12 protein-coding genes are annotated in these 12,317 nt (G+C 65.6%); 3 read left to right on the top strand and 9 right to left on the bottom strand.

All coding sequences use genetic code 11. The features are described from left to right. Positions 1-113 precede the first annotated feature (113 nt). Genes panD through AC1M2K_RS16790 form a run of 3 tightly spaced genes read right to left on the bottom strand, consistent with a single transcriptional unit; the run spans position 114 to position 3,983 of the window. The gene (gene panD, locus AC1M2K_RS16800; RefSeq protein WP_480241841.1) at positions 114-536 is read right to left on the bottom strand and encodes an aspartate 1-decarboxylase; all 423 of its coding nucleotides are present in this window, start codon (positions 534-536) and stop codon (positions 114-116) included. After that, positions 536-2,923: an ATP-dependent helicase gene (locus tag AC1M2K_RS16795; protein WP_480241840.1), complete on the bottom strand. Its 2,388-nt coding sequence runs from the start codon at positions 2,921-2,923 to the stop codon at positions 536-538. The genes panD and AC1M2K_RS16795 overlap by 1 nt, the downstream gene beginning before the upstream one ends. A 34-nt stretch (positions 2,924-2,957) precedes the next feature. Then, positions 2,958-3,983, bottom strand: coding sequence for a glycerophosphodiester phosphodiesterase family protein (locus AC1M2K_RS16790; protein WP_480241839.1), 1,026 nt, complete (start codon positions 3,981-3,983; stop codon positions 2,958-2,960). Positions 3,984-4,144: 161 nt separating this feature from the next. Here AC1M2K_RS16790 and AC1M2K_RS16785 point away from each other — a divergent pair, with 161 nt between their 5' ends. Then, a complete protein-coding gene (locus AC1M2K_RS16785; protein WP_480241838.1) occupies positions 4,145-4,954 on the top strand; it encodes a Bax inhibitor-1/YccA family protein in 810 nt (269 codons plus the stop codon). A gap of 82 nt (positions 4,955-5,036) precedes the next feature. Further along, the gene (locus AC1M2K_RS16780) at positions 5,037-5,693 is read left to right on the top strand and encodes a pentapeptide repeat-containing protein (protein WP_480241837.1); all 657 of its coding nucleotides are present in this window, start codon (positions 5,037-5,039) and stop codon (positions 5,691-5,693) included. A gap of 8 nt (positions 5,694-5,701) precedes the next feature. On the opposite strand, the gene AC1M2K_RS16775 is transcribed toward AC1M2K_RS16780, so the two are convergent. After that, positions 5,702-6,262, bottom strand: a complete 561-nt coding sequence (locus AC1M2K_RS16775; RefSeq protein ID WP_480241836.1) for a CGNR zinc finger domain-containing protein — start codon at positions 6,260-6,262, stop codon at positions 5,702-5,704. A 104-nt stretch (positions 6,263-6,366) separates the two neighbouring features. Between AC1M2K_RS16775 and AC1M2K_RS16770 the strand changes: the two genes are divergently transcribed. Further along, the gene (locus AC1M2K_RS16770; RefSeq protein ID WP_480241835.1) at positions 6,367-7,317 is read left to right on the top strand and encodes an EamA family transporter; all 951 of its coding nucleotides are present in this window, start codon (positions 6,367-6,369) and stop codon (positions 7,315-7,317) included. Between the two features lie 231 nt (positions 7,318-7,548). Here the strand turns inward: AC1M2K_RS16770 and guaA are convergent, their stop codons facing one another. Genes guaA through AC1M2K_RS16745 form a run of 5 tightly spaced genes read right to left on the bottom strand, consistent with a single transcriptional unit; the run spans position 7,549 to position 12,317 of the window. Continuing rightward, positions 7,549-9,132, bottom strand: coding sequence for a glutamine-hydrolyzing GMP synthase (gene guaA / locus AC1M2K_RS16765; protein ID WP_480239336.1), 1,584 nt, complete (start codon positions 9,130-9,132; stop codon positions 7,549-7,551). After that, positions 9,128-9,577: a DUF3817 domain-containing protein gene (locus AC1M2K_RS16760; protein WP_480241834.1), complete on the bottom strand. Its 450-nt coding sequence runs from the start codon at positions 9,575-9,577 to the stop codon at positions 9,128-9,130. Before AC1M2K_RS16760 ends, guaA begins: the two co-directional genes overlap by 5 nt. A 4-nt stretch (positions 9,578-9,581) precedes the next feature. Continuing rightward, the gene (locus AC1M2K_RS16755; RefSeq protein ID WP_480241833.1) at positions 9,582-10,373 is read right to left on the bottom strand and encodes an SURF1 family protein; all 792 of its coding nucleotides are present in this window, start codon (positions 10,371-10,373) and stop codon (positions 9,582-9,584) included. Positions 10,374-10,410: 37 nt separating this feature from the next. Next, positions 10,411-11,784, bottom strand: a complete 1,374-nt coding sequence (locus AC1M2K_RS16750; protein ID WP_480239286.1) for a cation:proton antiporter — start codon at positions 11,782-11,784, stop codon at positions 10,411-10,413. A gap of 2 nt (positions 11,785-11,786) precedes the next feature. Next, positions 11,787-12,317, bottom strand: coding sequence for a cation:proton antiporter regulatory subunit (locus AC1M2K_RS16745; protein WP_480239285.1), 531 nt, complete (start codon positions 12,315-12,317; stop codon positions 11,787-11,789).

Here is a 12,317-nt window from a genome sequence, read left to right as displayed (position 1 = left end):
TATATCGCCCACGCGCTCCGAGGGAAGATTCCGAGCAGACTCCAAGGCAGCGACCCGGCGTCGGAGAGCATCTTCGCTGCGTGGGTGGATGGCATCCCGCCCCGTTCTCGGAGTTACGCCTGGAGCGACATGGAGTGCGGTGGGGATTCCACGCCGCCGACCACTGCCTCCGCCGGGTCCGTCCCGAGCGCGACGATGCGATTGGCAGAATCGACGTGGACGACGTTCGGGACGAACGCCAGCGCCTCCTCCGTCGTCATCTGCCCGTACGAGATGAGGATGACGGTGTCCCCGATGTCGACGAGGTGGGCGGCCGCACCATTGATCCCGATCACTCCGCTTCCCCGCTCCCCCGCGATCGTGTAGGTCTCCAGCCGGCTGCCGTTCGTGACGTCGACGATGGAGACGAGTTCCCCCGGCAGGATGTCTGCGGCGTCGAGCAGGTCGAGGTCGACGGTGACGGAGCCGACGTAGTGCAGGTCGGCGTGGGTGACCGTCGCCCGGTGGATCTTGCCGGTGAACATGGTGCGGAGCATCAGATCTTCTCGATCGGGGCGATCTTGATGAGGAGTTTCTTGAACCCGGCGCCGTCGAATGCGACGTGCGCGATGCGCTTCGCCCCTTCGCCTGTCACGGTCTGCACTCGCCCCTCGCCGAAGTCGGTGTGTCGGATGCGGTCGCCTGAGGCCAGTTCGAGGTTGCCGTTGTCGCGGACCTGGTTGGTGATCCGGTTGGGCCAGTCGCGTTTCTCGGTGAGCGGCTTGTTTCCGAGTTCGCCGCCCGACCATCTTCCTCTGTTCGCGTTGAGCGCCCTGGGCTGGGTGCCCCCGCGCGAGTTCGCCATGCCAGGCGACTGACGCCACTCGATGAGTTCGGCGGGGATCTCCTGGAGATACCGGCTCGGCATCGCGACCGCGGTCTCGCCGTATTGCGCTCGCGTCATCGCGAGTGAGAGGTAAAGACGTTTGCGGGCGCGGGTGATGCCGACGTAGAACAGGCGGCGTTCCTCGGCAGGGCCACCGGGTTCGGAGGCGGACATCCGGTGCGGCAGCAGGTCTTCCTCGATGCCGGTGAGGAACACGGCGTCGTACTCGAGGCCCTTCGCCGTGTGCAGGGTCATCAGCGAAACAGTGCCGCTGGCGTCGTCGAGATCGTCGGTTGCCGCGACGAGGGACACCTCGGTGAGGAAGTCGACGAGTTCGCCGTCGGGGTTGTTGCGTTCGAAGTCCTTCGCGACGGCGACGAGCTCTTCGATGTTCTCGGCACGTGCTTCGTCCTGGGGATCGCGTGAGGCGCGAAGCGCCTCGATGAGGCCACTCTTCGTGACGAGGAGGCTGAGGACCTCGGCGACCTTTCCTTCTGCGACGAGCTTCTCGCCCTCATCGAGCAGCGCGGAGAGCGAGAGGATGGCGTTCGTCACCTTCGGCCCGAGCCCGAGCGCGGTCGCCTCTCGCATCGCCTCGCGGAAACTCAGTCCGTTGTCTTCCGCGAAGCTGAAGAGTGCGGTCTCGGTGGCGGGGCCGATCCCCCTCTTCGGCGTGTTGAGGATGCGACGGAGGGCGAGCATGTCTGCGGGGTTCGCCACGGAGACGAGGTACGCCATGGCATCCTTCACCTCTGCTCGTTCGTAGAACTTCGTTCCGCCCATGATCCGGTACGGCAGCGCCGACCGGATGAAAATCTCTTCGAGCGCACGTGTCTGCGAGTTGGTCCGGTAGAACACGGCGACGTCGCTGTATGCCATGCCGGCCGAGTGCAGTTTCTCGATCTCGTCCGCGACGAACTGAGCCTCGTCGTGCCCGGAGTAACCGGTGTAACCGACGATCTTCTCGCCGTCCCCCACTGCCGTCCAGAGCTTCTTGTCCTTGCGATCGAAGTTGTTCGCGATGACGGAGTTTGCCGCGGTGAGGATGTTCTGGGTGGAGCGGTAGTTCTGTTCGAGCAGAATCACTTTCGCGCCGGGGAAGTCACGCTCGAATTCGACGATGTTGCGGATGTCGGCGCCACGGAACGCGTAGATCGACTGGTCGGAGTCGCCGACGACCGTGAGCGACGCACCGTTCCCCGTCGCGATGAGCGCGTCGTCGTCGACGGTCGGCGGACGCGTCAGCTCACGGATGAGCGCGTACTGTGCATGGTTCGTGTCCTGGTACTCATCGACGAGCACGTGGGTGAACCGCGTGCGGTACGCGGCGGCGACCTGCGGGAACGCACGGAACAGATACACGGTCTGGCCGATGAGGTCGTCGAAGTCGAACGCGTTGGCCGCTGTGAGTGCGCGAGTGTATGCCCGAAAGATCTGCACGAAAGCTGCTTCGTTCGGGTCTTCCGTGTTGGCGTTCCTGGCGTAGCTGTCGACGTCGGCAAGTTCGTTCTTCAGCTTGGAGATCTTCGCGGAGACATTGGAAGGGGTGAACCCGAGGACGTCTGCCCCCTGCTCCTTGATGATGCGCTTGATCAGCACGCGAGAGTCTGAAGAGTCGTAGATGGTGAAGTTCTTCGTGAAACCGAAGTTCTCGGCTTCACGGCGGAGGATGCGCACGCACGCGGAGTGGAAGGTGGAGATCCACATTCCCTCTGCCGCTTGGCCGACGAGGGCACGGACCCGGTCACGCATCTCGGCCGCCGCCTTGTTTGTGAACGTGATGGCGAGGATCTGGCTCGGCCACGCCTCACGGTTCTCGAGCAGGCTCGCGATGCGCCTGGTGAGCACGCTCGTCTTGCCCGACCCGGCGCCTGCAACGATCAGGAGCGCCTGGCCGCGGTATTCGACCGCCTGGCGCTGCTGGGGGTTGAGGCCGTCGAGCAAACGACTGCCGCCGGGTTGGGAGCCCCCGTCGTTCCCGGGGATGGCGGCTGAGTGCCGGCCGTCCATGATGACCGGTGTCGCGGAGTGGGTGTCTGGGGTAGGAGTGCTCGCCATATCTCTCCCAGTTTAGGCCGGGAGTCTGACATTCTCAGCCGGTGAACGCGTCCCTGGCCGCGACACCGAGATCGGGGTGGTCGCAGAAGACGCCGTCGACGCCCGAGGCGAGGATCTGCCCGAACTCGCCCTGCCAGTCGCCGTACTCCGCGGGCTGCCCGATGCCACGGAACGATTTCGAGAGAAAGGCGTTCTCCGGCCGCAGGGTCCAGGTGTAGACGGCCAGACCGCGCCGGTGGGCACGGGCGACGAGATCGTTGGTCCCTCCGTCAGCCGCGAACAGCAGGGATTTGTCGACGCTGATCCCGTCGACCCGGAATCCGTCCTTCCCTGCGGTGAGCGCGTCCAGCCCTGCGTCGGTGAGCGTGTCCGCGTACCGCGGAGCCGATTTACCGAGCGCGGCCACCTGGTCGAACGGCCGGCCCTTCTTCTCGATCAGGTAGACGTAGCTCGCGGGAAGCCCGCGAGCGGCGAGCTTCGCCAGGACGGTCTGCTCGAATGCTTCGACGAACAGCCCCGCCCCGTCGGCGAAACGCGTTCCGGCCAGTTCGGATGCCAACAGCGCGTCGAGCGGAAGGCCCGCCTGCTCGAAGTACGTCGCGTGCTTGATCTCGGCGACCATGCCCAGCCGGCGACCGCTCTGCTCCGAAGCCGCATCGATGATGTCGATCAGGTCACGCAGCCGGAGGACGCCAGAGGTCCCGTCGAAACTCGCGCTCGAACGTCGCAGGTCGGGGATCCGTTCCTTCGAACGCAGAGTCGACAGCTCCTGCCAGGTGAAGTCCTCGGTGAACCAGCCGGTGAGCTCGCGCCCGTCGACGTTCTTCGTCGTCCGGAGGGCGGAGAACTCGGGCCGGATGGCGACGTCGGTGGTGCCAGAGATCTCGTTCTCGTGGCGAAGCACGAGAACGCCGTCCTTCGTCGCGACGATGTCGGGCTCGACGGCGTCCGCACCGAGGGCGAAGGCGAGTTCGTACGACGACCTGGTGTGCTCGGGGCGGTACCCGGGCGCGCCGCGATGACCGATGATGAGGGGTCTGGCCGGCCGGGACGGTGTCATGATCCGAGCCTAGTTCGCGGGAATCCGGATGCAGGGAACGGGCCGGGAATGGACGCTGAATCCTCGGTGTTTCACAGCAAAGACCGCTAGATTGGACGCAGGTTCCGCTCAGCGGACCGATCACATTCCAGCCGTCACGACTGAGAAGGAACGACACAGACATGGCAATGAACAACCCGGCGTTCAACAACCCGGCATTCACGCAGCCGAACGCGGCGGCAGTCGCCGTGAAGACGGCCAGCGCGACCGAACTGCAGGACATGTACAACCGTCCGGCAGCGGGCATCCAGCAGGCTGACCGGATGACCGTCGAAGACACCGTGAAGAAGAGCGCGATCGCCTTCGCCGTGCTGCTCGTGGGCGCAGCGATCGGCTGGACCGTCGGCCAGACGATGCCTGCCGTCACATTCGGCGCCGCGATCATCGGTTTCATCCTCGCGATGGTCAACATCTTCAAGAAGGAGCCGTCCGCTCCCCTGGTCCTCGCTTACGCAGGTTTCCAGGGCGTCTTCGTCGGTGGAATCTCGGGCGTCTTCGACGCACAGTGGTCCGGCATCGTCATCCAGGCGGTCCTCGCGACGCTGACCGTCGTCGGCGTCACCCTGGCCCTGTTCGCGAGCGGCAAGATCCGCGCGTCGAAGAAGGCCACGAAGATCTTCCTGATCGCGATGGTCGGCTACCTCGTCTTCTCGCTCATCAACGTCGGACTCCAGATGTTCGGTGTGGTTCAGGAGCCCTTCGGTCTGAGCTCGTCGGCTAACATCGCGGGCATCCCGCTCGGCATCATCCTGGGTTTGCTCTGCGTCGTCCTCGGTGCATACTCGCTCGTGCTGGACTTCGACTTCATCCAGCGCGGCGTGCAGAACAAGGCACCTCGTAAGTACGGCTGGTCCGGTGCGTTCGGCATCATGGTCACGGTCATCTGGCTGTACCTCGAGATCCTCCGCATGCTCGCCATCGCGCGCGACTAGACGATCACGCATCGAACCCCCGCCGCCCGGCTTCCCGGTGCGGCGGGGGTTTTCTTCTGCCCGCCCGACACCGAGGACCACCGTGAAACCCCGAACGCACCCACCCCGAATCGACACCCTCCGTACGGTCGCGCTGACCGAGGGCGACGCGGCATCCCTCGAACCGGACGACGACCGCGAAGGCGAACGGTTCGCCGATGCGGACCTCAGCGGCACGGACCTCTCCGGCGTCACCCTCAGGGAATGCGCGGTCTCCGACACCGACCTCGATGACGCGAACCTGCGCGGTGCCCGGTTCATCGAGACCGTGTTCACCGCGATCCATGCCCCGGTGCTGCGCGCCTCACGGTCGACCTGGCGTGACACCGTCCTCGAACGCTCGAGGGTGGGATCTGCCGAACTCTTCGACGCCGATTGGAACGCTGTGCGGATCCGTGGATGCAAGCTCGGGTATATCAACCTGCGAGGCGCACGCCTCACCGATGTGGTCTTCGAGGACTGCACGATCGACGAACTCGATCTCGGCGGCGTCACCGCCACCCGCGTCGCTTTTCCCGGGACGACGGTGAAGACACTCGACGTCACCCGCGCCACGCTCGCACACGTCGACCTGCGCGGCCTCGATTTCCGGGTCGTCCACGGACTCGAGGGGCTCGCAGGGGCGACAGTGAATGACAGGCAGCTCGCCGAGCTGGCACCGCTCTTCGCCGCCCAGCTTGGGATCGTCGTCGAGGGCTGAGGCCAGGGCTACGACTGGGCCGAGCGTTGCCGCGACCGGTACGCCGCCACGTGAGCCCTGTTGCCGCAGTTACCGACGTCGCAATAGCGGCGCGACCGATTGCGTGAGAGGTCGACGACGACAGCGTCGCAGTCGTCTGCGGCACACTCGTGCAGACGGGAGAGTTCGCCGGCGCGGATGAGGTCGACCACGGCCATCGCCGCCTCCACCTGTGCTCTCTGGGACACAGGTGCTGACGCGGGAGTCGCGTGCAGGTGCCAGTCCCAGTTGTCATGCCTGACGAGCTGCGGCAGAGCGTCGGCTTCGCGCAGCAGCTCGTTGACGAGGTCGACGACCCCGTCGTCATCCCGCGTCCACAACTCGCGCAACCGCGGTCGGAGCGCACGCATCTGTTCCAGCTCGGTGGCGTCGCCCGTGCGCGACCCGGTGAACTCGAACCGGTCGAGGAACTCCGTCAGTTGCTCGGGCGCCGACAGCTCGTCGTCGCCGCTGTGCGACGCGCCTGGCACCGTGTTGATGAGCGCTGCTGTCGTCGCCAGGGACACTTCCGTGTCATGTGCAAAGAGCATGTTGACTCCTGACGCGCTTCGGGTCTAGTGTCATGAGCATAACCCCATCTTACTCCTGACATCGCGACATCCGGCTTCCTCGAGAGGCCGCGGGCGGAGCTCCCATGACAACACAGACCACGCAAATGGATGCCGTCGCGCCCGCGACGCGAGGGCAGGCATCCGGGATCCTCATCGCCCTGGCCTCCGCGCTGATGTTCGCCCTGAGCGGGCCGTTCGCCAAATCGCTGATGGAGTCCGGCTGGTCCCCAGGGGCCGCGGTCCTCGTCCGGATCGCCGGTGCCGCTGTGGTGCTCCTCGTTCCGACGCTCATCCTGATGCGTGGACGGTGGGGCACGCTGAAGCAGAACGGCCGCATCGTCGGACTGTACGGACTCGTGGCGATCGCCGGCGCGCAGGTCGGTTTCTTCAACGCCGTCTCGTACATGTCTGTCGGCGTCGCCCTGCTCATCGAGTACCTCGCGCCTGTTCTCCTGGTGCTCCTCGTCTGGGCCAAGACGCGTCGTCGCCCAGGCATCCTGACCATCGGCGGCACTGTTGTCGCCGTCGTCGGGATGGTGCTGGTACTCGATCTCACGGGCGAACAGACCGTGCATCCGCTCGGCGTTGCGTGGGCCCTCCTCGCGGCGGTGTCGCTCGCGACGTACTTCGTGCTCGGCACGAAGGTGGGCGACGACCTGCCTCCCCTCGTCCTCGCGGGCGGAGGCCTCCTCGTCGGCACCGTCGTCGTCGCACTCTGCGGTGTCATCGGGCTGCTCCCGCTGGCGTTCGCGACGGCGGATGTGGGGATGTTCGGCATCGAGATGTCCTGGCTGGTCCCCCTCGTCGTTCTCGTGGTGGTATCGACGGTCGCGGCGTATGTCACCGGGATCATCGCGACGTCGCGCCTCGGCACCCGCATCGCGTCGTTCGTCGGCCTCTCGGAGGTCGTCTTCGCGGTCCTGGCGTCCTGGCTGCTGCTGGCAGAGCTGCCTGGCCCGCTGCAGCTGCTCGGTGGCCTCGGCATCCTGGCCGGGGTGATCATGGTGCGAGCGGACACCTACACCCCCGCGTAGTAGGACTGCGCACGCTCGGCAGAAGCACGATCCCTTGTCCTGCCTGGCACCCACTCCAGCCGCGGGCGGAAAGCCGATCGTTTTCGGGGTGTCGAGTTATGAGGATTCCAGGACCGGCTCATCAACGGCTGGACCCGCTCATTAACTGAACCAGGACCGGCTCAGCGAGCCGGTCCTGGAATCCTCATTGTTTGAGCTGAGGAGAAAATGATCGGCTTTCCGCCGCCACCCCTACTCCCACTCAATCGTCCCCGGCGGCTTCGACGTGACGTCGAGCACGACGCGGTTGACGCCGTCGACTTCGTTGGTGATGCGGTTGGAGATCTTGGCGAGCACGTCGTAGGGAAGCCGGGTCCAGTCCGCCGTCATGGCATCCTCTGAGCTGACGGGGCGGAGCACGATCGGGTGACCGTACGTGCGCCCGTCGCCCTGGACCCCGACGGAGCGGACGTCGGCGAGGAGAACGACGGGGCATTGCCAGATCTCGTTGTCGAGGCCTGCGGCCGACAGTTCGAAACGGGCGATGGCATCCGCCTTGCGCAGCAGGTCGAGCCGTTCGGCGGTGACTTCTCCGACGATGCGGATGCCGAGGCCTGGGCCGGGGAATGGCTGGCGGCCGACGATGACCTCGGGAAGGCCGAGTTCGCGGCCGATGGCGCGGACCTCATCCTTGAACAGGGTGCGGAGCGGTTCGACGAGTTCGAAGGTCAGGTCGTCAGGGAGCCCGCCGACATTGTGGTGGCTCTTGATGTTCGCGGTGCCTGAACCGCCGCCGGATTCGACGACGTCCGGGTACAGCGTTCCCTGCACGAGGAAGGCGATGGGGTCTCCGTCATCCTCGAGCGACTCGGCGATGAGATCGGCCTGGGCCTTCTCGAACGTGCGGATGAACTCCCGCCCGATGATCTTGCGTTTCTGCTCCGGGTCGCTGACACCGGCGAGGGCATTGAGGAACTGTTCGCGGGCGTCGATGGTGATGAGACGAACTCCGGTGGCGGCGACGTAGTCCTCTTCGACCTGGCGGCGCTCGTCCTGGCGGAGCAGACCGTGGTCAACGAAGACGCAGACCAGCTGGTCGCCGACCGCTTCGTGCACGAGGGCTGCCGCGACGGCGGAGTCGACGCCTCCGGAGAGGCCGCAGATGACCTTGCCGGTGCCGATCTGGGTGCGGATCCGTTCCACCTGCTCGGCGATGACGTTGCCGGAGTTCCAGTCGGCGGGGATCCCGGCGGCACGGTGGAGGAAGTTCTCGATTACGGCCTGGCCGTACGAGGAGTGCTTCACCTCGGGGTGCCACTGCACACCGTAGAGCCGGCGGGCGTCGTTGCCGAACGCGGCGACCGGGGTGGATGCCGTCGAGGCGAGGACGGTGAAGCCCTCAGGTGCCTTGGCGACGGAGTCGCCGTGGCTCATCCAGACCGTCTGGTCGGTGGGCTGGTCGGAGAGCAGCACTCCCCCGTCGACGGACAGGGCGGCATCCGTCGAGCCGTACTCACGGAGACCGGTGTTGGCGACTTCGCCGCCGAGGGCGCGAGCCATCACCTGGAAGCCGTAGCAGATGCCGAGTGTCGGCACCTCGAGGTCGAAGATGGCGGAGTCGAGAGCAGGGGCGCCGTCCTCGTACACGCTTGACGGACCGCCGGAGAGAACGATCCCCACCGGATTCTTCTCAGCCACCTCTGCGGCGCTGATCGAATGGGGGACGATCTCGGAGTAGACACCGGCCTCGCGCACGCGCCGTGCGATCAGTTGGGCGTACTGGGCGCCGAAATCGACGACGAGGACGGGGCGCTGGCTGGTTGCCTGCTCGCTAATGGGATGCCTCCACTGGGTCGGGGGTGGCGTCTGCTGCGGCTGTGCGGGCGGCGAGGTACGCCGTCACCTCACGGGCCACGCGGACTTCGAGGAAGAAGGACAGGAACGGGATGATGCCGCCGAGCGCGATGAGAAGGAACCGTGTGAACGGCCAGCGCATGAGACTCCAGATGCGGAAGTCTGCGAAGAGGTAGATCACATAGCCCCATCCGTGCACCATGAGGATGCCGAGGGACAGGTTCACGGCCTGCACGCTGTCCGTCGGGACGAACGCGAGGAAGCCGTACGCGCCGCCGAGTTCGAGTTCGAGTCCGAACGCGTACTTCATCAGCATTTCGGCGCAGAGCAGCAGCAGCAGGGTTCCAGTGACGATGGAGGAGATCTTGTAGAACGCCAACGCACCGGGGATGCGCGGCAGATCACTCTCTCGAGGTTGCAGGGGCATGGTCCTATTCTACCGGCCCGTTTCCGGCGCCGAGCGCGTCGGCTTCCTCCTGCGCGCGCTCCCAGGAATCCTTCACGAGCCGGTACCAGAGGAAGATGGCGAAGCCGGCGAAGACGACCCATTCGATGGCGTAGAAGATGTTGAGCCAGTTGACCGTCGTCTCTTGCTCGACGGCGGGGGCGTCGATCGCCACCAGGCCGTCAGGGGCATCCGCGGAGACGATGTACCCGTTGTAGATCGGGCGCTCCTCCATGCCGGGCCAGATGTTCACGAGGGCGGCGACGCTCATCGTCGTCTGTTCGAAGGGGTCGTCCCCGTCCGGCACCTCAGGGGCCTGTGAGGCGTTGAGGCGTCCGGAGACGGTGACGACGGATGCGTCGGTGCCGGCGTTGAGCGCGGCGGCCGCGTTCTCAGCGGTCTCCCGTTCGGCTGCCCATCCGACGGCGACAGCGACGGCGGGGTCGGACGGCGCCGAGCCTGTGGCGAGGTGCCCGGCCACCCAATACCCGGTCGTACCGAGGTTCACCCGTTCACTGATGACCAGGAAGTCGCCGGGCACCCAGCTGCCGTCGATCTCTACGAGCTGTCCGACGACACTGTCGCGGAGTGGTTTGCCCGGGGTCGCCACAGAGGCGAGGCCCACGACGTTCTCGGTGGGCGTCTCGGCGGCCTCCGAGGAGACGACGGCTCGTTCGAGCTGCCACTGCCCGAGCCAGGCGAAGGCTCCCGACACGAGCAGGGCGAGCAGGAGCATGGCGATCCAGCGCGGTTGGACCATCGTGCGAACGAGGCTCACCGGTGTGCTGACGTCGTTCTCAGGAGTCGGTGAACTGCTAGTAATCGTCGTCTCGCTTCGTTCTGTCCTGGATGTTGTCGGTCTGGTTCATCGCCTGTTCGACGATCCTGTCGACAGCCCTCGTGGTCTCGTGTCCGCCGGCGTCCGATGTCGCCGCTTCGACGAGTGCGATCTCCTCAGCAAGAAGGGCGTCGGCCGCTCGTGGTTTGGGCGCCACCTTCTTCTTGCGGAGCACAGCGGCGCCGATCTTCTCCGAATTCGATGCCAGGAGCGGCCCCATCACGCTCATGACGAGCACGTAGAGTCCCGCGAACGGCTGGAGCCTCTCATCGAGTCCGGCGGTGAGCGCGAGGATGGCGAGGATGAGCGCGAACTCGCCCCGGTTCATCAGGATCGCGGCAGCGTTGATCCCTGCCTGGGTGCTGAACCCGTACAGCCTCGCCATGAACTGACCGGCGACGACGTTGAGCACGAGGGTGAGTATCACCGCGAAGAAGACCGGCCAGATCACCAGCGGGAACTGGCTGGGGTCGAGGGTCAGCCCGAAGTTCAGGAAGAAGAAGGCGCCGAAGATGTCGCGGAGCGGCACGGCGACGTGTTCGATCTTCGCGCTGTACCTCGTCGCGCCGAGCACGAGGCCGATGAGGAACGCGCCGATGGCGTCGCTGACACCGAGTACTTCCCCGAGGCCACCGAACAGCACAGCGAGACCGAAGAACAGGATGGTGAACAGTTCGTCATCCTTGGTGCGGAACAGTCGACTGACGTATGCGCCACCCCAGCGGGCGATGCTGAACATCACGACGAGGAAGGTGAAGGCGATCGCCAGCTTTCCGGCGACGTGCCACGGCTCTGATTCCCCGCTGAGCACGACGGAGACGATGGCGAGGTAGATGGCCAGGAAGATGTCCTGCACGACGGTGACGCCGAGGATCATCGGCGTCTCGCGGTTGGCAAGCCTGTTGAGCTCGATGAGGAGTTTCGTCACGATGGCGCTCGACGATGTTCCGATGATGCCGGCGACGATGAGTGCCTCCCTGGTCCCCCAGCCCAGCACGAAGCCGAAGATGAGCCCTGCGCCCATGAGCAGCACCAGGTAGGAACCGCCGGAGATGAGCAGTTTGCCCGCGTTGCCGAAGAACTCGTCCTGGTCGAATTCGAGTCCGAGGTTGAACAGGAGGAGGATCAGCCCGAAGACGGCGATGAGCTCGATGTATGCGCTCTCGAAGTTGAGCGGGAACCAGCCGGTGTTCGGGCTCGCCAGGAATCCGACGATCATGTAGATCGGGATGGCGGGAAGCCCGATGAGTTTGCCGAGGCGGCCGAGGATGTATGCGACGACGAGCAGAGTACCGAGGACGATCAGGTCCGTCCCCAGGGACGTGCTTTCAGCTGCGGCGGCGAACGACATCACTAGCTTCCCGGCGGAGCTTCTGCTGCGCCCTTGAGCCGCGATTCACCGGTACGGAAGAAGGCGAACGCCTTCGCGACCTTCTCCGGGCTGCCTGCCACCACGAGTGTGTCTCCGGGGAAGACCCGGAAATCGGCCGACGGGGCCGGGTTGGCGCTCTCGCCGCGGACGACGGCGACGACGGTGAGTCCGACGATGCCGCGGTCAGCGGGGTCGCCGAGGGGCTGGCCGGCAATGTGGTCCTCGTAGTCGACCCTGAACCAGTCGATGGAAAGCCCGGGAATCTGGTCGAGCGCCGTGAGGGACTCGGTGATCTGAGTGCCGCCGAGCAGTTCGGCGAGGGTGTGCGCCTCGTCCTCGCTGAGCCGGAGGGACACTTTGCTGGCATCCGAGCCGTCTTCGTCGTCGGCGAAGGTGATGAGGTCACTGTGTCCTGAGCGGTGGGCGATCACGCCGACCTTGCCACCGTCATCCGTGACGAACGTGTGCAGGACACCGACTCCGGGAAGCTTTACCCGCCGAACATCGACCAT

It is taken from the genome of Mycetocola sp. Y171, assembly GCF_056713165.1.
Note: the sequence above shows the minus strand (reverse complement) of the source record. Positions and strands in the feature narration are given on the sequence as shown.